Annotated in this window: 18 protein-coding genes; 7 read left to right on the top strand and 11 right to left on the bottom strand. The window is 34.9% G+C overall.

The window, feature by feature from the left end; all coding sequences use genetic code 11:
• Positions 1–16: 16 nt before the first annotated feature.
• Positions 17–1,066 (bottom strand): hypothetical protein, encoded by a 1,050-nt coding sequence (locus MY04_RS01010; RefSeq protein WP_066205043.1) that lies wholly within the window; start codon positions 1,064–1,066, stop codon positions 17–19.
• Between the two features lie 193 nt (positions 1,067–1,259).
• Here MY04_RS01010 and MY04_RS01005 point away from each other — a divergent pair, with 193 nt between their 5' ends.
• Positions 1,260–2,075, top strand: a complete 816-nt coding sequence (locus MY04_RS01005; protein ID WP_066205040.1) for an alpha/beta fold hydrolase — start codon at positions 1,260–1,262, stop codon at positions 2,073–2,075.
• Between the two features lie 182 nt (positions 2,076–2,257).
• The gene (locus tag MY04_RS01000) at positions 2,258–2,599 is read left to right on the top strand and encodes a hypothetical protein (RefSeq protein WP_066205037.1); all 342 of its coding nucleotides are present in this window, start codon (positions 2,258–2,260) and stop codon (positions 2,597–2,599) included.
• Positions 2,600–2,662: 63 nt separating this feature from the next.
• On the opposite strand, the gene MY04_RS00995 is transcribed toward MY04_RS01000, so the two are convergent.
• The gene (locus MY04_RS00995) at positions 2,663–3,406 is read right to left on the bottom strand and encodes a CPBP family intramembrane glutamic endopeptidase (protein ID WP_066205034.1); all 744 of its coding nucleotides are present in this window, start codon (positions 3,404–3,406) and stop codon (positions 2,663–2,665) included.
• A 131-nt stretch (positions 3,407–3,537) separates the two neighbouring features.
• On the opposite strand from MY04_RS00995, the gene MY04_RS00990 reads away from it, so the two are divergent.
• Positions 3,538–3,978, top strand: coding sequence for an acyl-CoA thioesterase (locus MY04_RS00990; protein WP_066205031.1), 441 nt, complete (start codon positions 3,538–3,540; stop codon positions 3,976–3,978).
• 59 nt (positions 3,979–4,037) lie between these two features.
• Here MY04_RS00990 and MY04_RS00985 read toward each other — a convergent pair whose 3' ends face one another.
• The 3 genes from MY04_RS00985 to MY04_RS00975 form a co-directional block, all read right to left on the bottom strand.
• Positions 4,038–5,027 carry a glycoside hydrolase family 5 protein gene (locus tag MY04_RS00985; protein WP_066205029.1) on the bottom strand — a complete coding sequence of 330 codons (990 nt, stop codon included), beginning with the start codon at positions 5,025–5,027 and terminating at the stop codon, positions 4,038–4,040.
• A gap of 76 nt (positions 5,028–5,103) precedes the next feature.
• Positions 5,104–7,380: a glycoside hydrolase family 3 N-terminal domain-containing protein gene (locus MY04_RS00980; protein ID WP_066205026.1), complete on the bottom strand. Its 2,277-nt coding sequence runs from the start codon at positions 7,378–7,380 to the stop codon at positions 5,104–5,106.
• 670 nt (positions 7,381–8,050) lie between these two features.
• Positions 8,051–9,283, bottom strand: coding sequence for an ABC transporter permease (locus MY04_RS00975; protein WP_066205023.1), 1,233 nt, complete (start codon positions 9,281–9,283; stop codon positions 8,051–8,053).
• A gap of 232 nt (positions 9,284–9,515) precedes the next feature.
• Here MY04_RS00975 and MY04_RS00970 point away from each other — a divergent pair, with 232 nt between their 5' ends.
• Complete coding sequence (locus MY04_RS00970) at positions 9,516–10,778, top strand: asparagine synthetase B (RefSeq protein ID WP_066205018.1); 1,263 nt, start codon at positions 9,516–9,518, stop codon at positions 10,776–10,778.
• A gap of 244 nt (positions 10,779–11,022) precedes the next feature.
• Positions 11,023–12,636 carry an NAD-dependent malic enzyme gene (locus MY04_RS00965; protein ID WP_066205017.1) on the top strand — a complete coding sequence of 538 codons (1,614 nt, stop codon included), beginning with the start codon at positions 11,023–11,025 and terminating at the stop codon, positions 12,634–12,636.
• Between the two features lie 116 nt (positions 12,637–12,752).
• On the opposite strand, the gene MY04_RS00960 is transcribed toward MY04_RS00965, so the two are convergent.
• Both MY04_RS00960 and rimO read right to left on the bottom strand, forming a co-directional pair.
• On the bottom strand, positions 12,753–13,610 hold the full coding sequence (locus tag MY04_RS00960; RefSeq protein WP_066205014.1) for a hypothetical protein: 858 nt from the start codon (positions 13,608–13,610) through the stop codon (positions 12,753–12,755).
• A 153-nt stretch (positions 13,611–13,763) separates the two neighbouring features.
• A complete protein-coding gene (rimO, locus tag MY04_RS00955; RefSeq protein WP_066205009.1) occupies positions 13,764–15,083 on the bottom strand; it encodes a 30S ribosomal protein S12 methylthiotransferase RimO in 1,320 nt (439 codons plus the stop codon).
• Between the two features lie 466 nt (positions 15,084–15,549).
• Here rimO and MY04_RS00950 point away from each other — a divergent pair, with 466 nt between their 5' ends.
• Both MY04_RS00950 and rsmH read left to right on the top strand, forming a co-directional pair.
• Complete coding sequence (locus tag MY04_RS00950) at positions 15,550–17,856, top strand: sensor histidine kinase (protein WP_066205005.1); 2,307 nt, start codon at positions 15,550–15,552, stop codon at positions 17,854–17,856.
• A 4-nt stretch (positions 17,857–17,860) separates the two neighbouring features.
• The gene (gene rsmH / locus MY04_RS00945) at positions 17,861–18,796 is read left to right on the top strand and encodes a 16S rRNA (cytosine(1402)-N(4))-methyltransferase RsmH (protein ID WP_066205003.1); all 936 of its coding nucleotides are present in this window, start codon (positions 17,861–17,863) and stop codon (positions 18,794–18,796) included.
• Positions 18,797–18,869: 73 nt separating this feature from the next.
• On the opposite strand, the gene MY04_RS00940 is transcribed toward rsmH, so the two are convergent.
• From MY04_RS00940 to MY04_RS00925, 4 genes are all read right to left on the bottom strand, one after another.
• Positions 18,870–21,281, bottom strand: a complete 2,412-nt coding sequence (locus tag MY04_RS00940) for a TonB-dependent receptor (RefSeq protein ID WP_066205000.1) — start codon at positions 21,279–21,281, stop codon at positions 18,870–18,872.
• Positions 21,282–21,474: 193 nt separating this feature from the next.
• Positions 21,475–21,981: an OmpH family outer membrane protein gene (locus MY04_RS00935; protein ID WP_066204998.1), complete on the bottom strand. Its 507-nt coding sequence runs from the start codon at positions 21,979–21,981 to the stop codon at positions 21,475–21,477.
• Positions 21,982–22,019: 38 nt separating this feature from the next.
• The gene (locus tag MY04_RS00930) at positions 22,020–22,532 is read right to left on the bottom strand and encodes an OmpH family outer membrane protein (RefSeq protein WP_066204996.1); all 513 of its coding nucleotides are present in this window, start codon (positions 22,530–22,532) and stop codon (positions 22,020–22,022) included.
• 70 nt (positions 22,533–22,602) lie between these two features.
• A complete protein-coding gene (locus MY04_RS00925; RefSeq protein WP_066204994.1) occupies positions 22,603–23,136 on the bottom strand; it encodes an OmpH family outer membrane protein in 534 nt (177 codons plus the stop codon).
• Between the last annotated feature and the right edge of the window lie 37 nt (positions 23,137–23,173).

Raw genomic sequence — 23,173 nt, 5'->3', positions numbered from 1 at the left:
AAGAGTGAAGTATTATTTAAATGTTATTCGAAAGCCAATTCATAAATTCCACAGACCTATAAATACCAGCAGCATTATGGTCTATTCCTTTCACTTCGAATAATGTGTGATTATTTTCTGGGTATTGATCATCATAAAATCTTTGCATGTACAAAGCCCTTTTATGTCGGGTATTTTCTGATGTATTCGTGATGGATGATCCTCCCCCCTGCCAATTGGCCGAACAACTTTCATCCGAGTTATCCAAATCCTCCGTACCGGTAGCATATGTCACCAATCGTTTGATGTCGTTATTGACAATCTCTGTTGAATCTAAATCAGAACGATAATCTGTAAACGATTGAATATTTGATAACCCATAATGGTAATTGTTATATTCCGGACAATCTGATGCGTCAGGAGTGATGAATGCTTCATCTGCATCTGAATAACGCTGATTGTTGATGTACAAATAAGAAGAAGGATTACTGACCATATATTTAAAGGTGATATCAGCATACTGTTCTTCTAAATTATTCAAAGCGGCATAACGTTGAGAAAACTGTCCTCCAGCTGAATGTCCTGATAATAAAACGGTTTTGAGGTTGGGAAATTTTCCATCAAGAACATACTCTTTTAAGAATTTCTCATACAACAAAAAGGAACTTTGACCGTCATCAGAATTCTGACCTATACGCCAAACAGCACCTGTCCACTTAATATTGTTATCAGCTGAATTGTTACTGAAAAAAGGAGCCACGACCAATGTTTTACTAATTGCCCCAACATCGTACACAGAATTGAACATGCTTTGGAACTGATTCTGATAATCGTAGCCTAAACCATGTACTACAACAGTTACAGAAGTAACTTGACTAATAGGTGTTGAGTCATTTAAATCGATCGAAGTGAAGAAAGTAGTCGTTCTATTAAACTGATCTCCATCTAGTTTTACCTTAGTATACGTTTCCAAAGTGGTTCCATCAGATACTACGTAGGATGGAGGAACTTCAGGTTCATATTGACAGGATGTAAATGCTAGAGAAATAGTGAATAGAAAGTAAGTGAATTCATATTTAATTTTCATGATAATTCATGCAATGGGCTTTTTATTTAATTTATTGGGTATAATTCTATTTTTCCTAGCTCCTAAAATAGTGTATTTTTGGTATTTTTCACATTATCAGCTTTATAATATTTGATTTTCTTTAATAATGTTAAATGATTAAATTGTAGAAACAGCTTAAATAATGACTATCAACACTAAATATTGAAATTAAATGGAAGATGTATTTGCTCAACGACCCAAAAAGACTGGCCAAGGCTATATTGAAAGAGAAGGAGAAAGAATATTTTACGAAAGTACCGGAGAAGGAGAAGCTATAGTCTTCGGTCATGGACTCGGTGGTAGTCATGCTATCTTTTTCCAACAAGTACCCGAATTGGCTAGATCATATAGAATCATCACTTTCGATCAAAGAGGTTTTGGTAACTCTAGCAATCGAAATGAAATGCATTCCCCGCATGCAGCTGCAGAAGATATGAAAGCTATTTTAGACCACCTTGGAGTTGAAAAAGCACATTTAGTAGGGCAATCTATGGGAGGTTGGTGTATGCTTGATTTTGGAATGAATTACCCTGATAGAACACTTAGTATTGTTTTTAGTAACTCCCTTGCGGGTATATATCAAGAGGATATCAAACACTTTTATGATATCCCTGCCCCTAGACCTCCTGTGACTTCCCTTCCATTAGGAAAACATTTCGGATTAGCTGATACTTTCTATGAACGAAAGCCTGAAATCGCTTTTCTATATCTACAAATTGGTACAATGTGTCCTAAACCACCTGCCAATATGAGGAACTTAATTCGAGAAACATTCTTTACGGTAGATCAGGTAAACGAATTGAATAAAAAAGTACCCATGCTTTTTATTACAGGTTCAGAAGACATCACTTTCCCTCCTCAGCAAATTGAGAAATTACATCAGTTGATTACTGCATCGAAGTTTAAAGTATTTCAGGGAACAGCACATTCTCCTTATTATGAATTACCAGAAGAATACAATGAAGTAATTAAGCAGTTTTGTCAATAGTATAATTCTTGGTTAAGGATAAAAAACGAAACCTATTGACTCAAATGTTTTTATACAATTTCAAGAAGTTCTTTTCTTATTATAGTAAGAATACAATTTTACTAAGAAAATAATTCCTGCAATGTTATATTGATTGATGCATCTCAATTTGTAACTCAAGTATTATCAACAGCTATTCAAAAATGGTGAATTCGATTACTAAAAAATTTATCAGACCTAACCTTATCTACAAAAATGATCAAAGAGTAGATTTAACCTTTGCTATTTTCGATTTAAAAAGTCATCAACTTATTGATGGAAGTGAAAAATTCATATCTATATTTCAATATAAAGAAGAGGATAATGTCCATCTTAATGATCTTTTTCTTGATGAAAAATATCAACCACTATCAGTAGATTTTTTCCTTGAAAAGGTAAATCTTAATGTACGTGCTTATACGAAAAGTAAAAATGGACATTATCATAAAGTGATTTTCAATTCAAAATGTTCTGATACAAAAATCCATATCTCTTTTATTCTTTAGTTTTCAGTGTTTTATATAATAAAACTCACAAAACATCAATATATACAATTGATAATCATTATTTTACAACAAATAAAAGATAGCATACGTCATGCCTAAATTAAAACCAGAATGACATAACACTGCTCCCAAAATAGATTGGGTCTTCGTTTTACAATAGAAAAACAAACGGCTAATAAAGTACATTCCAGCCACCCATAATATGCAAGGAAGCAAATAAAAATCCCATTGATTATTAATAAACACTAGACCAAAGTGAGAAATGTGGGTAATCGCAAAGGCAAGGCTATCAATTATAGATGCCTTTTGATCTCCTAATGAAGCTGCAAAACTTTCGTGTATCAAACCTCTAAATAAGAACTCTTCTCCAATAGGACTAAATAACATTCCCGTTATTGCTATTATAAAAAACATAATGAGCTTCTGATCTGCAGGCATCCCCTCTTGAATATTATACGACTTACCTATGTAAACATACCAATTTTGGTAGCTATCATTATAAAGTAAAATACCAACAACATACAATAAAAGACTAAATGAAACACCAATTATTAAAGCCAGCATCAACCAATTATAATTTTGAGGAAGTTGTAGACCAATATGTTTCCTTCCAGCTTTATTTAAAAATAAAAATGGAGTGATCGCGTAGATAGTCATCACTAGACCAATAAATTGATAGCTTGAAGTTTGATTAGCGTGTAATACCAAAAGGAATCTTGGAAAACAGAAAATACCAATAAGTATGCAGCCTGTTTTAACATCAAGTGATAGCTTTTTCTGCCAAAATGAATGTAATAGTTCTTGCATAGTTTAATTTTATAATTAAATAGTTTGTTTTTTGCATACTTCAGAAATCGTAAATATATCATATTTTTCTCCATTCAAATTATCAACTGATAGACAACCCTAGTAAATTGCGAACCTATTTATTATCAGTTATGGAAGAAAGAATAAGGAAAACAATCACTAGACAATTTAAGGCCATATTTCCAAATACGCTAAACGCAAACAACACTTTATTTGGTGGAGAAGCGATGAAGTGGATGGACGAAGTGGCTTATATTACTGCTACACGATTTACTAGACAAAAAATGTTTACGCTTAAAACAGAAGATGTAAAGTTTCTGAAAGCAGTAACTCCAGATACTATTGTTGAAGTTGTAGGAAAAGTTGAAAAGGCAGATCCTATTAAACTAAGAGTTATACTGGAAATTTATGCTGAAGACATGTACGCTGATACTCGTGAAAAAGTAATGGAAAGCGTCTTCATTTTCGTGGCATTAAACGATAACAATAAGCCTGTAAGAATTGATTACAGTCGTTTTGAAAAAGAGAAAGAAGTGGAATTAGATTTGGCTTTAGAAAATCGAGCGAATTAATCTGTCCTTTTAGATATATCAAAAAGTCATTCACATTTAACAGTTGAATGACTTTTTTGTTACTTCTCTATAGTATTGTATTCCAACATTATCTTTCTGACAAAAGTACCAGAAGGAGTCAATTTCTTCCACCCCCCTTTATTTGATGCTCCTGGTAATAATGCCGATGCACCCTCCACTTTATCATTAATAGACCAATTGCAATGGGAGATATTATTTTGTTTCATCCACTTTATCCATGCATTTGTCTCTTCGTAAGCTACTTTGCCATCTCCATTTGCATTTACAGCTCCCCACTCTGTGACAAATAATGCTATTCCTTTCTTTAAAGCCTCATCAGCTTTGTTTCTTAATTTTTGACCATGACTGCCTGCATAAAAATGTAAGGTGTAGGCAATGTTCGATTGATCAATCGGATCTTTTGCTGCAACATCCACATCTTGAGACCAAGTTGGTGTACCCACAATTATGATATTATCAGGATCGTGCTTGCGTATAGCAGAAATAATAGATTCCGCGTAGGGCTTAATATCTTTACTCCACGAAACTTGAAGTGGTTCATTATAGATCTCGTACAATACATTGGGTAAATGTCCGTATTTCTTCGCCATCTCTTCGAAAAAGGAAGCCGCTTTATCCCAATCCTTTTCGTGTGCATGGTGAGAATGCCAATCAATAATCACATACATATCGTTCTCGACTGCTGCATTAATGATCAATTCGACTCTTTCTTTATTACTTTTTACATCCGTAAAATACCCACCTTTTTCTTCTACACCCATTGCTGCCCGAATAATTCTAGCATCCCAATCTTTATGTAGCCAGCTGACCACTTCTTTAGTGTAATATTTTGCTCCTCCCCAACCGTTATTCGACCAAAATAAACTGGCTCCAGCAAAACTGATTTTTTCACCATTCTGATTGATAATTTTATTTCCTTCTACTTGTAATAATCCATGACTACTTACTTGTGCTTTAAGTTGAAATGAAAATAAGATAAGTAATACATTTAGGGTTCTGAAAGATAAAATTAGGTTCAACTGTTTCATATAACTGATTTAAAAATTAGTTGTTGAAAAAAGTCCTTATCAATGTAAATCAAATGATAAGGACCTTTTAATTGTTTTACATAGCTTGTTTGCCTATTCGAATAGTCATTTGATTTTTTGTCGTAGAATTCGATCCAACAAAAATATCAATTTCTCCCTCTTCAACATCAAATACTCCTTCGTTATCGTAGTATTTAAAATCATCATAAGCTAATTCAAATTGAATCATTTTACTTTCCTTAGGAGCCAATGTCACTTTCTCAAAACGTTTTAACTGTCTTACCGGTCGAGTAATTCTTCCAAAACGATCTCTAATGTACAATTGTACTACTTCTGTGGTTTCACGAACTCCAATATTTGTCACCCTTGTCTGAACAGTAAGTGTCTGATTTTCCTGCAATGATGCCATTGATGTAGAGTATTTATCATATTTCACTTCGCTGTAAGATAAACCATAACCAAAAGGATATAATGGAGTGTATCCTACATCTAAATAGTGTGATTCATTACCTAAACTACTTTGCCAAGCCCCAACAGGGATATCATCAATTCCTACAAATTTTTCAGGATCAGCCGGACGACCAGTGTTCTTATGATTATAGAAATAAGGCAACTGACCCGCTGCTTTTGGCCAACTCACAGGTAATCTTCCTGATGGTTCCGCTTTACCATAAAGGATTTCTTCTAAAGCAGGACCGCCCATTGTTCCAGGGTGCCACATCATTAAAACAGCATCTAATTGATCAACATATTCAGTGATATTGATAGGTCTACCTGCCATGATCACCATAACGACCGGTTTATTTAGCTTCAATAATTTTTGCAGTAATTCCTCTTGTGCTCCTGGCAATTTGATGTTTGCTCTCGAATGTGCTTCTCCAGATAGAATTGCTTCCTCTCCACCTACAAATACAATCACATCCGACTTCTTCGCTGCAGCAACAACTTTATTAAATTGCTTGTTACTCTTATCTCTACTATGGTTTAAACCCTCTACAAAAACAGCACTCTCCATCGCTTCTCTTGGCGTAACACTTGGTTCTTCTTCACCATCAAATGCCCAAGTACCAAGTTGTTCTCTACCTTTATTTGCAAGTGGACCTGTCAGTAATATCTTTTTATTCTCTTTTAAAGGTAAAATGCCTTCATTCTTCAATAAAACAGAACTTTCTATAGCCGCATTTTTTGCCAATTGAAGATTTTCTTCAGCATACATTTTTTTCCCTGGGTGATCATTAGGAATATAAGGTTGATCGAAAAGTCCCAATCGGAATTTGATTCGAAGGATATTCTTCACATAAAAATCAAGTTGACTTTCTGCCACTTTACCTTCTTTAATTAATTCGATGAAATGTTTATCATAAGCTTCGGAAGTCATCTCCATATCCAATCCCGCATTCGCTGATAATTTAGCAGCTTCTTTTTCATTTTCAGCGAAACCATGAGGAATCATCTCGGTAATCGAATTCCAATCAGAAACAACAAACCCATCAAATTGATATTCTCCCCTTAATATATTGGTAAGAATTTTCTTATTTCCAGAAGCAGGCACACCATTGATTTCGTTAAATGACGACATAAACGTTGCTGCATTATTTTCTACTGCCGTTTTGAAAGGTGGTAAATACGTATTGTACATTTGCTCATTACTAATAATGGCTGTGTTATAATCTCTTCCACCTATTGCTGCACCATAGCCTAAAAAATGTTTCGCACAAGCAGCCATTCTAGTAGGGTCAGATAAATCGTCTCCTTGAAAACCTTTGATATAGGCAGCACTCATTATTTGAGCCAAGTAAGGATCTTCACCAGGAGATTCTGCAATTCGCCCCCAACGTGAATCTTGACTGATATCCAACATAGGAGCAAAAGTCCATCGAATACCCATTGCACTAGCTTCTAAAGCAGCTACTCGGCTACCTTCTTTAGCCACCTCCGGGTTCCAGCTAGCTGCTTGACCTAAGGGAATAGGAAAAAGGGTTTTGAACCCATGAATTACATCTCTCGCAAAAATTAATGGAATACCGTGTTTGCTTTCTTCTACGGCTGCTTTTTGAAGGGTACGGATATCGGCTGTATCCTCAATGTTAAGAAAAGCCCCAATTTCTCCGTTTCGAACTTGCTGAATAAGTTCTTTAGACAAACCATCTTTGTCTCTACTACTGCCTCCTCTTAGTGCCAATTGACCTACTTTTTCTTCCAAGGTCATCTGATCTACTATTGCATTAATCTTAGATTCAATCTCGTCCTTATCATTAGCTACTTGTGTACTTGTTAAGCCACAGGCAGAAAATAAAAAGGTAATTAATAAATAAGGAAGGAAGTTTCCCGTTGTTGTATTCTTAAAACTCATTTCTAAATTTTATTGTTAGTGAAAATTAATTCATAGAAAAACACGATTCACTTTTGGTGATTCATGAAAGAGTTTTTGAATAAACTACAGGGATTAGCTTAGTTCAAAAGATATGTAAGTAGTAGTTGAACACAAATTAAGGAAAAAAATAAAGTTTTTGAAATCATATCATGATATTCTTTCCAATATCAAACTGTTTAAAAAGTAGTGAAAGAGAAAGCAAATAAAATAAGTCATCTAATAATTTTCAGCTTAACATATCCCACATTAATTGTTGTCTTACAAAATACTTTATCCATTTTTAGGAATATTCAAACAGAAATTTGCATCGTACTAATGTAGCTAATTCACACTGTGTTAATATGATTAAAGATCAAAAAAACCTCTTATTGAAATATTTGAACCATTAAAAAAAGTATCTAATTTCGATGCAGCAAAACGAAAAACTAATAAGAATAACCACAGAAACTTTTAAAATATCACCTGTTATAATGTTTAACTTACTATTACCTTTTACTTCCTTTAAATCAAATAGTACCTACTTCTTAGTACTATAAAAAAATCAGCTTACAGATTAAATCTCATTGTACAAAAGACATAATGATACTAGACTATCATTGATTCTTTCCCAACCTCATCATCTATTCTGTAGTTGATGAGGTTTTATATTTTATTCAAATCTTAATGATTCAATTGGGTCCAGTTTAGACGCTTTGTTCGCAGGGTAAAATCCAGAAGTTACACCAACAAACACACAGACAATAATGGAAATAAATAACCAAATCCATGGGAAAATAAAACTTTCTGACCCCATAAATGAGGACAGTACATTTCCTATTAACGCACCAATAAATACACCTAAAAATCCACCTAAAAGACAGATAAATATCGCTTCAATAAGGAATTGCTGACGAATAGCATTGGTTGTTGCTCCTAATGATTTTCTAATACCAATTTCCCTAGTTCTTTCTGTTACAGATACCATCATAATATTCATCAAGCCAATTGATGCACCTAATAAGGTAACAATGGCTATCACTAAACCACCCCATCTTAAGTTGGTTGTCATGGCATCAAATTCTGCACTCAAAGAGTCTCTTTTTGTTATTTCAAAAGAATCAGGTTTACCTAATTGGTCTTTTCTAATCACCCTCAAAATACCTCGTGCTTCTGATATCGCATAATCTACCCCTCGAGGGTCTGTGGTACTTACTACTGCTTTATAATAAAGTGTCTGACCTGTCGCAAATTTATTGGCATTATTTAATGGGATAAATACTTTTCTATCGGCACTACCTCCACCAATACCACCTTTTTCCTCAACCACTCCAATGACTAGGTATTTCTTGCCTTTAAAACCAATAGTTTTATTGATGGGATCTTCATTTTTTTCAAATAGGTTATCAAAAACTTCTTTGGTAATGATGGCTACATTTTGTCCTTGTAATAGCTCTACCGAAGTAAAAGATCTGCCATCTTTCATTTTGTACCCGTTATTTTTCAGGTACATTTCATCAATACCCGTCACATTATAATTTGGTGTTGTCTTTTTGGACAATCTTTTGATTTCTAAGGATTGTCCAACTGTCACCTCTAAACTTACTTTACCTTCTACAGGTAATAACTGTTTAAATTTTTTCATTTCTTGATAAGAAATGACGTTTTTCTTCGCTAATTTCTTACCAAAAGCACCTCGTCTTCTTGTTAGATCAGTTATATCAAAATTATTTACTCCTAGATCAGACATACCAGAGTTAATTGACTCACTAACAGCATCAATAGCTGTCATAATCCCTACTAAGGAGGTGATACCAATAGTAATCATTGCTGCCGTTAAGATTGTTCTTAATTTGTTGGCTTTGACTGAAGAGTAAGCTTCGAAGAAGTATGTTAAAAATTGCATTGTTTATGAAAAATATTTCTTCAAATAATCCTATATGTAATTTTAATTTTCTCCATAAATGAAAAATAAATTACATCGTAATAAATTGAAGAATTCTAAGGGTTTTCGATAGAATAACATTAAAAAAACAATTGTATCTTAAAGATAGTTTAAAATATTAAAACGAACGTGTTTTTTAAGCACCTTTCGTTAGATCGACCCAATTAACAAAATTAACCCACACGCACAATAAATGAAGACCATTATCTCTATCTATTTTCTACTTATAACTTCCATTGCGCCTTGCTTAGGAAGTCATTTGTTGGTTCCTATGGACGAACAACAAACGAATCACCTCAAAGCTTATGGTGTCACTTTTTGGGTACTTGGCCAAGAAGTTGAGGCTGAATGGCTCCTCAATTACAGAGGCGGGAGCTTTATGTTTAAAAATCAACCTTCTTTTGAACAAGAATTGGTGATTAGAGGTGTTAGCTACGAAGTCATTTCTGATGCTCAGGCAATACAGATAAAAGAAGAAATAGCACACCCTGAATCGAACATGGATTTAATGCGATTAGATGCTGTTCCAAAAATTGCAGTATATTCTCCTCCCTCTAAACAACCTTGGGATGATGCTGTAACTTTAGTACTTACCTACGCAGAAATTCCCTATGATGTCATTTTCGATGATGAAGTAATGGCCGATTTATTACCTAAATACGATTGGCTTCATTTACATCACGAAGATTTCACAGGTCAATATGGTAAGTTCTATGCCACTTATGGTCGAGAAGCGTGGTACATCGAAGCACAAAATCAGTTCGAAGCATCAGCAAAAAAACATGGATTTGAAAAAGTGTCGGAGTTGAAAGGGGCTGTGGTAAGAAAAATCAGTGATTTTTGTTTAGGAGGTGGTTTCTTATTTGCTATGTGCTCAGCAACAGACACCTATGATATTGCACTAGCTGCTGAGGATGTAGATATCTGTGATTACATGTACGATGGCGATGGTGTTGATTCTAATGTTCATGATCGTTTAAACTATGATAAAACTTTTGCTTTTAAGGACTTCAAAATAAAATTAGATCCTTATCAATACGAGTATTCTGAAATTGACAATCAAGCTTATGAAAGAGGATTAAGAGAAGAAAACGATTTTTTTGAGTTATTCACCTTCTCTGCGAAATGGGATCCTGTTCCTACAATGCTAACTCAAAATCATCAAAAACAAGTAAAGGGTTTTATGGGGCAAACAACAGCTTTTAAGAAAAGACTTATCAAGAGCGATGTGATCATCTTAGGAGAATGTGAGTCTGTAGATGAAGCAAGATACATTCACGGTACTTTTGGGAAAGGTACATGGACGTTTTTTGGAGGACATGATCCAGAAGACTACAGACACTTTGTGGGTGAAGAACCAACAGATCTAAATCTACATCCCAACTCTCCGGGTTATCGATTGATATTGAATAACATCTTATTCCCTGCCGCAAAAAAGAAGAAACAAAAAACCTGATTTATAAAAATACGTAAAATTCACTTCAAAATAGATGAACCTTCAAAACCTGAGTTTAACTCGGGTTTTGTTATATAATAGTTTTGTTCTTAATCTCTATAAAATATAATGTTTGGTAATAATTTTGGAATATCATCATAAATCGGTTTTATAGTAATATGAAATTAATTCAATCTGAAGAACATCTTCCATAGATAATTTCAATTATATCATTTACACTCTTCAATAATAAAATAGCTTAATAATGTATTCTAGAAGTCAAGGTTTTGAAATTTTAAGTGATGCAAGACATAATAAATCAGTTGCATTCAGTAGGCAAGAACGTGAGCTATTTAACTTGAGGGGTTTACTACCCTACTCTTCAGTCACTCAAGATGTTCAAGTAAAACGTATCATGGATGGTTTAAAACGTAAATCGTCTGATATCGAAAAGTATTTATTACTCTCCCTTTTACACGATAGAAATGAAAGACTCTTCTACAGAGTAGTGACAGAATATGTGGAGGAAGTCATGCCAATAATCTATACGCCAACCGTAGGACAAGCTTGTAAAGAATTCTCGAATAACTTTAAAAGAACAAGAGGTTTTTACATTACTCCAGAAGACAAAGGTGAAATAAGAAAAATACTTGACAATTGGCCAGAGGATTATGTAAAAGTAATCGTAGTTACCGATGGTGAACGTATTTTAGGTTTAGGTGATTTAGGTGCAAACGGCATGGGTATTCCCATCGGAAAGTTAGAATTGTACTGTGCTTGTGCGGGCATTCACCCATATGAATGTTTACCCGTTATGCTGGATGTAGGTACCAATAATCAAGAACTACTTGATGATATCTTATACTTAGGTTATCCATTCAACAGAATAAAAGGAGAAGAATATTTTGAGTTAGTTGATGAGTTCGTCATGGCAATTCAAGAAAAATATCCTAAAGCTTTAATACAGTTCGAAGATTTTCTAACACCAAATGCCTATGCATTACTGAATAAATATAAGGACAAAGTCTTATGTTTTAACGATGACATTCAAGGTACAGCTGCAGTAGCATTATCTGGTGTTTATGCCTCCACAAGAATTACAAATGTTGCATTTAAAGACCTAAAAGTAATGTTCCTTGGTGCAGGTTCCGCAGCTACAGGTATTGCCGATCTAATGGTGGCTGCTTACATGAAAGAAGGGCTTACCAAAAAGCAAGCGGAGTCGCAACTATGGTTTGTAGATGTAAATGGTTTAGTGGTTGAAAGTAGAGACGATTTAATGGAACACAACCTTCCTTATGCTCACTTACACCCACAAATGAGTTTCGAAGAAGCAATAGATGATATACAACCTCATATACTCATTGGAGCTACAGGTGTTGCAGGAACTTTTACACAAACAGTCATCGAAAAAATGACTAAATACAATGAAAGGCCTGTGATTTTCGCCCTCTCCAATCCAACATCAAAAGCAGAGTGCACTGCAGAACAAGCTTACGAATGGAGTAATGGAAAAGCTGTATTTGCAAGTGGTAGCCCTTTCGCTCCGGTAAATTATAATGGTACTGAATATCGACCGGGACAAGGTAATAATGCTTATGTATTCCCTGGAATTGGTTTAGGAGCTATTATTTCTAATGCAAAAAATATCCCTGATGAATTATTCCTAGAAGCAGCAAAAACACTTTCGGAACAGGTAACAGAAGATGATATTAACGCAGGTGCTTTATATCCAAAGCTATCAGAAATTAGAAATCACTCCTTAGAAATAGCTATTCGAGTGGCAGATGCGGCGTTTGAATTAAAGATTGCCAAAGGACATAAACCTCATAATCTCAGAAAATTTGTAAAAGACTATATGTTTGATCCTAAATATTAGTCAATAAATTAAATAAAAAAGAGAGTTAGTTTCATTCATTGTGATGAAACTAACTCTCTTTTTTTCTGACACAGAATACTTAAAATGCGTTCTGCTGTCAAGAATTTATTTCTAGATTACCAATCCTGCATATCAGAATCCGTTCTTTTGTTCGACTTCTTCTTTTGCTGTTGGAAGAACTGTATTTCGTTATTTTTCAATGCATCAAGAATCATTTGTGCCTGTTCCTTTGGCATTTTTATTTCTTGCATTCTCTCTTGGAATTCTTGTAGCTCTTTTTCCTTTTCTTTTTGCTCTTTCTCTTCTTCAGACTCTTGAGGCTCTTCCGATTTTTGTTCTTCTTGTTCTTTATTCTCTCCTTCGTCTTTCTTCTGCTCGTCTTCCTTGTTGTCTTTGTTCTCCTCTTCTTTATCTTTATTTTCTTGATCTTGCTTGTCCTGCTGATCTTGTTGATCTTGCTTGTCTTGCTGATCTTGTTTGTCCTTATTGTCCTGATTATCCTTATTGTCCTTGTTTTGCTGGTCTTGTTGTTGTTTTTTCTTTAATAACAACTCATAATTATAACGTGCTTGAAGGTTTGTCGGATCGTGTTTCATCGCCGATTTGGTAAATGAAATCGCTTTTTCCAACTCTTTAGGATCTTGAGACATGATCACTCCTAATTGTTGATTTGCAATAGAAGCAATTTTCTTGTCTTTTGCATTTTGGATATTCGCATATTTAGTTTTTGCATTCTCCAAATCATTTGATTTAAAGTAAGCATGTGCTAAATCGAGCATAGCCGCATCGTCTTTCTCATTTAGAGAATCTAAAAGTATAGTAAATTCCTTAATCGCTGTTTTGTAATCTTCCGCTTTGAAAGCAGCTTCAGCAGCATTCTTGTGTTTGTTAACGGTAGAAATTCTCGTGACTCCACCATTTGCTAAGGCAAACAAACTACTAAAAACAAAAAGGATCGATAGAATCGCTTTCATAGATGATGTGTTAAAAAATCTTATACGAACAATTAGAAAAGAGGAAAGACGTAAAATAGAGGTCAAAACCCCGTTTTTTCACGTCTTTCCATATTAATATTCTATTGTACTATTTTCTTTGTATATATACAAGTCTAATAGCGATTTGTCGTCTTAATCAACGATTTCTCCATAAAGATCGAAAGGCTCTGCATCTGTAATTTTAACATTTGCAAAATCGCCCAATCGGATATGGTTCTCTTCAGAAACAGGAACCAATACTTCGTTGTCTACTTCTGGAGAATCGTATTCCGTTCTACCCACAAAGTAACCACCCTCGATTTTATCAAATAGTACTTTGAAAGTTTTTCCTATTTTGGCTTGGTTCAGTTCCATAGAAATTTCTTCCTGAACTTCCATAATAGCTTCTTGTCTTTCTTGTTTTACCTCCTCAGGGACATCATCTTCCATATTGTCGCCGGCATGCGTATCTTCTTCATGAGAGTAAGCAAATACACCCACTCTTTCGAATTTCATACGTTCAACAAAGTCAAGCATTTCTTCGAACTCCTCTTCTGTTTCACCTGGGTGACCCGTAATTAAAGTTGTTCTAATAGCGATATCTGGAATTTGAGCACGGATTGCATTAATTAATTCCTCTTGCTTCTCTCTTGATGTACCACGTCTCATACGTTTCAACATTTCCGTAGAACCATGTTGAAGTGGAATATCCAGGTAATTGGCAATATTATCTCTTTCCTTCATCACTTCGATCACATCCATTGGGAATCCTGTAGGATATGCATAGTGTAGACGAATCCATTCCAAGCCCTCAACATCTGATAAAGCACGAAGTAAATCGGCTAATTTTCTACCTTTATAGATATCTAGACCATAATAAGTAAGGTCTTGCGCAATCAATAAAATCTCTTTTACTCCTTTCGATACCATATCTTCCGCTTGTTTTACCAACTCTTCGATAGGTACAGAAACGTGTTTACCACGCATTAAAGGAATAGCACAGAATGAACAAGGACGGTCGCAACCTTCTGCAATTTTAAGGTAACCGAAATGTTTATCTGTAGTTAATAATCTTTCGCCTAAAAGCTCTTTTTTATAATCCGCTTTTAATGCTTTTAAAAGGTTAGGTACTTCTCTTGTTCCAAAGAAAGCATCTACTTCTGGAATTTCTTTTACTAGGTCTTCTTTATATCTTTCTGATAAACAACCAGAAACATATACTTTCTCTACCAAGCCTTCCTTTTTAGCCTCTGCATATCTTAAGATTGTCTCCAAAGATTCTTCTTTAGCATGACCAATAAATCCACAAGTATTGATAAGCACGATATTGAATTTATCGTTATCCATTTCGTGTTCTACATCAATTCCGTTTCCTCTTAACTGTGTCATGATTACCTCAGAGTCCACAATGTTTTTTGAACATCCAAGTGTGATCACATTGACTTTATTCTCTTTTGTCGTTCTGGCTTTCAATTGATTACCTTTTAAATGATATATTTCTAATTAAATCAAATAGTAGATTTGATCTATAACAACTTCTTATAATTCTGATCACCTATATCAATGAATAATATATTAATTGAATTTTGGTGAGGAAAGTCTTCTCCTGTTTCTATTTTTTTTAAGAACTTGATGAGACCATCTACAATTATTCAGTCTGCAAAATTATCAGTTTATTTTGTGGTTAACAACCTAAACTACAAACAGATGCGAATGATTTACTTCAATTAAGAAAAAAAGTGATGCTTATTTTTTATTTAATAGTTCGAAACCAATGTATTACAAATAGTATTAAATCTTAAAAAACGTTGATTTTAACGTTATACATTCCCCATAATCACAAAAAAACAATATTTTTGTAGATCTAAACTTAATCCATTTATTTAGGTACATATCTATTTTTTTAGACTCGCCTACAATATTGTAATCTGTAGAAAATATGAAGCTCTTTGAGCAAAACAATAAAAAACAGGAAAGAAAAGAACATGTCTCGGAAGCTACTTTTATCCCAGTCATGACACTTTCTGTTATTGCAATAACTTTTTTAGTAGGCATTTGGTCGGTAAAAGAACTTAGCGATTACAAAACCGATGTTGAACAACTAGAGCTTGAATTTACTGAAAAACAAAAACAAGTGACTAGGAACGAAGTGGAGAATTCTTTTAAGTACATCAAATACTTAGAAAAAAACACGGAAAAGCACCTTAAGAAAACGCTTCAAAACAGAGTGAATGAGGCCTACCTTATTGCCAATAATATCTACGAAAGAAATAAAAGAAAACTATCCAAAAAACAAATCACAGAGTTAATCAAAGACTCGCTTAAACCTATCCGATTTAATAGTTCTAGAGGTTATTATTTTATCGACCATATCGATGGTTATGCGGTGATGAATGCTTCTGATCCCTCAGCAGAAGGCTCTTACATTTTGGACTATCAAGACGCTAAAGGAAATTACTTCATCCGTCAGGAAATGGAAATTGCAAAAACGGTTGGAAGTGGATTCTTTGAATACTATTGGATTAAGCCTGATCAAAAAGACAAAAAACAATATCCTAAAGTATCCTACATTCGCTATTTTAAAGAATTAGGATTGGTGATTGGTACCGGCGAGTACTTAGATAATGTAACCAAAGACATGCAAGTACAGGCATTGGAACGTATGGCATCGGTACATTTTGGTAAGGAAGGATATCTTTTTGTCAATCAGAGAGGTAATCCTCTATTACAACGTTGGAAGTATTACGAAAGTGCAAAACAACTTTCAGCAGAGCAACTAAACTCTCTTCCACTTACGGATGAGGATGGTGATACTACCTACTTTAATGATGTCCCTTTCCACTTAACCAATAAAAAGCAGATTGGCGGTTTCTATTATTACAATTATAGAAAACCAAACAGTCAGGAAGTCACTAAAAAGTTCTCTTACCTACTCTATTTTAAAGAATGGGATTGGACCATTGGTGCCGGTGTTTACCTTGATGAGTTGGATGAGCAAATTGATGCCAAACGTGCCATGCTTATTCGTGAATTGACCACCGAACTCTTTAGAATATTATCTATCTCTACATTGTTGATTGCCATCCTTTGGTGGAGATTAAGAAAAGTAGCAACAGGAATTACCAACAACCTACAAGAGTTTTCGTCATTTTTTGATACTGCATCTAAAGAACATGTAAAGATCAATAGAGATCGTTTGGCTTATGCCGAATTTGATCAATTGGCCGATTTGGCAAATAAAATGTTGGATGAAAGAGAGAATGATAAGCGTAAGATTATTGAAGCTTATCATGAAATTCAGACTTCAGAAGAGGAACTCCGCCAACAATCAGAGAGTTTGATTTTGACGAATCAGAAGTTGGAAGAGGCTATGAATGAAGTGAAGGCCGCACAAGTGCAGCTGATCAATTCAGAAAAAATGGCTTCTTTAGGTCAATTAACAGCTGGTATCGCTCACGAAATCAATAATCCAATTAACTTTGTGACCTCCAATGTTTTGCCATTGAAAGAAGATATCGAGGATATCATCAATCTCTTGAATAGTTGCAATGATATGATCAAAATGCACGAGAAAGGAGAAGATATCACCGAAAAAGTAAAAGAAGTCAATGCCTTAGCAGAGGAAGTGGAAGTAGAAATACTTACCGATGAGATCAAGCAGTTGATCCAAGGTATTGAAGAAGGTGCACAACGTACCAAAGAAATTGTTCTCGGTTTGAGAACTTTCTCTAGGTTAGATGAAGATACTTTCAAACACGCTAATATTAACGAAGGAATTGCCTCGACAATTACTATCCTTAATAACAAGGCGAAAAAGAAGAATATCGAAATAAAAACCGATCTTCAGGAAAATTTACCGGAGATTCAATGTTTACCTGGTCGAGTCAACCAAGTGTTTATGAATATCATTAATAATGCTATTCAAGCTGTGGAAGAAAATACAGGTGAGATTGTGGTAAATACACATTATACTGAAGGGGATAATGATATTAATATTACTATCCGAGATAACGGCTGTGGTATGCCTCAAGCTGTAATTGATAAGATTTTTGATCCTTTCTTTACGACCAAAGATGTGGGAGAAGGTACTGGATTAGGTTTATCGATTACCTATGGTATTATCAAACAGCACGGAGGACAAATTATGGTCTCTTCAAAACCTGCTACTAAAGACAATGATGAGTCTTTTACAGAATTTAGTATCCTACTTCCTATTGAAGGAAAAAAAGAATTAGAAAAGAAATAAATTAATGAGCGATTACCATGTTCCTGTAATGCTACACGAGTGTGTAGACGGTTTAAATATTGATCCAACAAAAACCTATGTGGATGTCACATTTGGCGGTGGTGGTCATACAAGAGAAATTTTAAGTCGTTTAACTACAGGTAAACTTGTTGTTTTTGATCAAGATCCTGATGCAAGAAAAAATGCAGAAGCGATTAACGATGATCGTCTGATTTTCTGTGCGGCGAACTTCCGTTACTTAAAACGCTTTTTAAGATTACACGGTATCAAAACGGTAGCTGGTATTTTGGGCGATTTAGGTATTTCATCTCATCAAATTGATGAAACATCGAGAGGATTCTCTACGCGAGGAGAAGCTCCTTTAGATATGAGAATGGCACAATCGGGTGCTGTTTCTGCCAAAGAAGTCATCAATGAGTTCGATGAAAAGAAACTAAAAGAGATCTTCAAATTATACGGAGAATTAACGCATCCTGGTAAAGCGGCAAGTTTAATTATTAATGCTCGTTCTCAAGCTACGATAGAAACTACCTTGGACTTGATGAATGCATTAAGACCGATGGCTCCAAGAGGTAAAGAAAACAGATTCTTTGCTCAGGTGTTCCAAGCCATCCGAATTGAAGTAAACGAGGAGTTAGAGACTTTGAGAGAGATGTTGGAACAAGGTGCTGAAGTTTTAGAAGAAGGTGGATATTTCGTGATCGAATCGTATCACTCTTTGGAAGATCGTTTGGTGAAGAACTTCTTCAAATCTGGAAACTTCGAAGGGAAACACGAAAAGGATTTCTATGGCAACCTTCTTCGTCCATTAAAACCTTTGAAAAGTAAGCCTATTACCGCTTCTCCAGAAGAGATTGCTACGAATAGAAGAGCTAGAAGTGCAAAATTAAGAGTAGCGATTAAGTTACCAGAAAATAATAATCCTAAGAGTGAAATCTAGGATCGAAGACAAAAGGAAAAAGGCCTTGGAAAAATTAATTTCTAAGGCCTTTTCTATTTATATGAATTGTAGATTAGTTCAATAAATTACCAATTCTAATATCTATATAGAACATTCTTGGTGTAATCGGCCCATACACAAAAGCGGCATCCTTGTCCACACCACTCACAAAGTTAGATTGCATTTGGTTAAAGATATTCTTTACTCCTGCTCCAATTTGGATGTTTGAGTCCTTTGTAAGTTTGGTCATATAGGCAATTTTCAATCCCATATCAAAGAATTGTTCTGATTGGATCAACTCTTCTTCAGTAGTTAATTGACCATCAACAAATCCTCCAGGCAAATAAGGCACGTGCATGCTACCTGTATATACACCCGTCATTGTTGCCGTCCATTGATTGGAAATTTTGTAATCGGCACTAAGTGATCCATATTGATTAGGTGTCCTCAAAATATATTTTGATGTACTCGAGTCTTCATCACCCCATTGGTTTTCTTCTTCATATTTAGCTGATTGAATAGTATAAGCAGCTTGGAAAGATAGTTTTTCTGATGGAGCAACCCTTCCCTCTAGGTTGATACCTTGTACAATAGCATCTGATGTTGAATTTCTTTTAAACAGGATCAAAGTACCATCATCCAAATAATTGTATTGATTATCGAAACGGTCTTTAATTCTTGTGTGGAATCCCTCCACAAGGAAATACGTCTGAACATGACCAAAGGTCTTATCAAAATCCCAGGCCAAGTTATACGACAGAGAAGATTCTGGCTTTAAGTTAGGATCTAATTGCGTTCTTACACCCTGTCCACTTGTCACTTCAATATGTAAATCTTCTGAGAACATCTGAGGAGCTCTAAATCCAGTAGCAAAGCCACCTCTCAATTGCATATTCTCGTTTAATTTATACTTTAAGTTCACCCTAGGGTTAATAGAATTTACTCGCTTATCGTTTTCGTGTGTCTGATTATCGACAATATCCACAAAGTCCCAACGTGCTCCTAGTAAAACCGACCAACGGTTACTCACCCATTCGTTTTGAGCAAAGATCGCATAGGTGTTCGAAATTTGATCAGATACAGTCGCATCCTGAGTATTTTGTCCTAAATCTTCATCAAAGTAAGACAGTTTTTTATCATGAATCTGGTCGTTGATGTATTCTACACCTGTTACAAAGAAAGATTTCCCATTCCAAAATTCACCTAAATTTATATTTAACTGAGAACCTGCTACAACCGTTTGTCCGGTAGTTAATCCAAAGCCATCTTTTTGTTGGTAAGCTCCATAATAACTATCTCTATGTACATATTGACCACTTAAATAAGAGTTTAAATGCAACTTCTTATCTTTACTGAACCAATCGTGATTTAGCATTGCTGTACCAATATGCATATCGATTGATTCTGTAATGTCTGCCTGATCTTTAGGTAAATCTAGTTTATTCCCTCCTCTTCTTTCGTCGTGTGTATATTTCAGATCAAAAGACAGCTTGTTGTAATCAGAAAACTGATGATACACTTTAGTACCTAAAGAAAGTGTTTTCATGGCAGTTAGTTCTGAGAAGTCATCTTTAATTGGATTTCCAATAGGGTTGCCATCATCATCTAATTGATAATAAATATCGTCAGGATTAGCATTCCAGGCATCTCTGTTTCTGTATGAACCATAGATATAACTCGACGTTTTCTCATTTTTCGATACCAATGATGTATTGAAATACATATTGTAATCATGAGACTTTCCATCTATAGTTCCAAAGTTAGTCCCCACTTCATAAGCATTAAACTTCGGTGATTTTGTGATGATATTTACTGTTCCTCCAATAGCATTGGCACCATAAAGTACAGAACCACCACCTCTAACTACCTCTACTTGGTCGATCATGGCTACTGGAATTTGCTCCAAACCATACACTCCTACCAAACCACTAAATAACGGACGGCTATCAATTAGTATTTGCGTATAGGGACCTTCCAAGCCGTTTAAACGAAGTTGAGTGGAACCACAGTTTCCGCATGTACTCTCTACTCTTGTTCCTGGAATATAATTCAAGCCCTCTCCAACTACTTTAATATCGTTTTTCATCAAGAAATCGCTACCGACTACATTGACTACACTTGAGGTTTCTTGCCTTGATTGAGAACGTCTACTACTTGAGACAATCACTTCATTTAATTCCAATAAATCCTTTGTCAAATTAAAATGAATATCATGATTTGATCGTGTGGGCTTAAATTCTATAGTTTGATCTTTATACCCTACTACTGACACTAGAAAAGAGTAGGTTTGGTTTTCTTCTAATTCAATAGTAAAATGCCCATCTTTATCTGCAAAAACACCCTTTTGGCCATCGTTTATTGAGACATTGGCAAAAGGAACATGTTCATCACCTGAAGTAATATGACCAATAACTTTAATTGGACTTGCATTCGTAATAGCACAAGAAAGAAGAAGAAGTATCTGAATTAAAGCGAAGTTTTTCAAAGTAACTCTGATTATGGTTATTTAGACTAATTATCAATAACACAAATGTATTTAAGTTACATTCACAAATAATTGACTTTGATCATCACCAAAACATAATCATTATCACGCAACAGGACCCTAAAAAACTAGATATAAAAAAAAGCTGATCCATATGATTATGAATCAGCTTTTCTATAAAGTAAAAAATTAATTACTTCACTTTATTGATTACATCAGCAGTGATGTCATCAGCTCCGTTATTGTAGATCAACATGTCGATTGGAATAACATATTGGTAACCTTTTTCTTTTGCTACCGCTTCAACAGCTTCGCTAGCTTTTTGTTGAAGTGGAGTGAATGCTTCGTACTGACGCTTTTGCAAGTTTTGCTGAGCGTTTTGTTGGAAGTCTTGTAAGTTCTTTTGTAACAACTCTAACTCCTGTGCTTTTTGCTGGATGATTTCTGGCAGCCAGTTCGCTTGGTTTTGTTGGAAGTCAGCATATTTAGTTTGGAACTCTTGCTGTTGTTGTTGCATAGAAGCCATCAATTGATTTTGGTAGCTTTCTAATTCTTTAATTTTAGTTTCGTATTCGGGAATCGAACGTACTACTGAATCTAAATCCGCGTAAGCAAAGATTTTAGTTTGTGCCTTGCTTTCAGTTCCGAATCCCATTAGCATCACTGCGAATAATGATGCGAAAACAACTCTTAATTTCATAATTTCTTGTTTGTAAGTTTTAATATCTTAAACTTAGACTATTGTCCATTTATTTTAGCGATAACTTTACCAGTGATATCCTCACCACCAGCATTGATTAGGAAACCGATACGGTTAACTACCCCATTGGCAATTACCACACTGTAACCTTCAGCCTCTGCAACAGCTTTTACTTGTTCTTTAAGCTTTTTCATAAGAGGTTCCATAGCGTCTTGCTGTTTTTTCTGGATCCCTTGCTGTGCTCTTTGTTGAAGTTCTTGAACTTCTACTTGCATCTCCTGCAACTCTTTCTGTCCTTCATCCAACTGTTGAGGAGACATAGTTTGTTGACCTTGCATTAGCGTTTGGTACTTCTCCTGCATTGTTCTCTGCTTCATCTCAATTTGAGTTTGAAACTGCTTCGCATAAGATTCAATAATCTTCTGCTGTGTCTTAAACTCAGGCATTGAAGTGATCACACTATCTTCGTTAATAAATGCCACTTTCTGTTGTGCATTTGCTACCGAAGAGAGCATCATCAGCGACCAAAGCGCAAATAAGATTTTCTTCATTTCTATAAAAGTTTCTCCGATTATAATTTAAACTTTAACCTTGAGGAAAGTTCGACTGCAAAAATATAAATTATCTTGGAGAATCCTCAGGATCTCCCTCACCAAGTTCGTCTAAAACGAAGTCTGTATAGTTATATTTAGGATCTGAATAGATTAAAGTTAAATCTGAAGCTTTATCGAAGATAAAATTTAGCTTTTTCTGTCTCGCTACAGTTTCACAAGCTTTAGAAATTTTATCCTGTAAAGGCTTCATAAACTCCATACGTTTCGAATACAATAATCCTTCATAACCGAAATGATTCGTCTGAAACTCTCTCATTGCCTCTTTTAATCCAGCAATTTTATCAAGTTTTTCCTGTTTCATTTCTGGTGTTAACAAGATTTCTTCGTGAGCATATGCCCTTTCCAAATCAGCTATCTCAGCTTTCATCTTATCCAATTGACCCAACCATTTGTCAGTCAATTTTTGCAAACTAGCTTCCGCCTCCTGATACTCTGGCAACTGTTCAATAATTACCTGAGAATCGATATAACCAAAGCGTTGAGCATAAGCGTTAGATAAATTGACGAGAATACACAGACCTACAAAGAGTAATTTCTTCATTTTTCCTCAGTTTAATTCCCCTAAAGATGTTTCTTTA

It is taken from the genome of Flammeovirga sp. MY04 (genome assembly GCF_001682195.2).
GTDB classification, from domain to species: Bacteria; Bacteroidota; Bacteroidia; order Cytophagales; family Flammeovirgaceae; genus Flammeovirga; species Flammeovirga yaeyamensis.
The sequence above is the reverse complement of the archived record's forward strand: the minus strand, read 5'-3'. Positions and strand labels throughout refer to the sequence as shown.

Bases quoted from the DNA above. Each gene is read 5' to 3' on its own strand.
- MY04_RS01010 (WP_066205043.1), bottom strand. From the start codon at position 1,066: ATGAAAATTAAATATGAATTCACTTACTTTCTATTCACTATTTCTCTA.
- MY04_RS01005 (WP_066205040.1), top strand. From the start codon at position 1,260: ATGGAAGATGTATTTGCTCAACGACCCAAAAAGACTGGCCAAGGCTAT.
- MY04_RS01000 (WP_066205037.1), top strand. From the start codon at position 2,258: ATGGTGAATTCGATTACTAAAAAATTTATCAGACCTAACCTTATCTAC.
- MY04_RS00995 (WP_066205034.1), bottom strand. From the start codon at position 3,406: ATGCAAGAACTATTACATTCATTTTGGCAGAAAAAGCTATCACTTGAT.
- MY04_RS00990 (WP_066205031.1), top strand. From the start codon at position 3,538: ATGGAAGAAAGAATAAGGAAAACAATCACTAGACAATTTAAGGCCATA.
- MY04_RS00985 (WP_066205029.1), bottom strand. From the start codon at position 5,027: ATGAAACAGTTGAACCTAATTTTATCTTTCAGAACCCTAAATGTATTA.
- MY04_RS00980 (WP_066205026.1), bottom strand. From the start codon at position 7,380: ATGAGTTTTAAGAATACAACAACGGGAAACTTCCTTCCTTATTTATTA.
- MY04_RS00975 (WP_066205023.1), bottom strand. From the start codon at position 9,283: ATGCAATTTTTAACATACTTCTTCGAAGCTTACTCTTCAGTCAAAGCC.
- MY04_RS00970 (WP_066205018.1), top strand. From the start codon at position 9,516: ATGAAGACCATTATCTCTATCTATTTTCTACTTATAACTTCCATTGCG.
- MY04_RS00965 (WP_066205017.1), top strand. From the start codon at position 11,023: ATGTATTCTAGAAGTCAAGGTTTTGAAATTTTAAGTGATGCAAGACAT.
- MY04_RS00960 (WP_066205014.1), bottom strand. From the start codon at position 13,610: ATGAAAGCGATTCTATCGATCCTTTTTGTTTTTAGTAGTTTGTTTGCC.
- MY04_RS00950 (WP_066205005.1), top strand. From the start codon at position 15,550: ATGAAGCTCTTTGAGCAAAACAATAAAAAACAGGAAAGAAAAGAACAT.
- rsmH (WP_066205003.1), top strand. From the start codon at position 17,861: ATGAGCGATTACCATGTTCCTGTAATGCTACACGAGTGTGTAGACGGT.
- MY04_RS00935 (WP_066204998.1), bottom strand. From the start codon at position 21,981: ATGAAATTAAGAGTTGTTTTCGCATCATTATTCGCAGTGATGCTAATG.
- MY04_RS00930 (WP_066204996.1), bottom strand. From the start codon at position 22,532: ATGAAGAAAATCTTATTTGCGCTTTGGTCGCTGATGATGCTCTCTTCG.
- MY04_RS00925 (WP_066204994.1), bottom strand. From the start codon at position 23,136: ATGAAGAAATTACTCTTTGTAGGTCTGTGTATTCTCGTCAATTTATCT.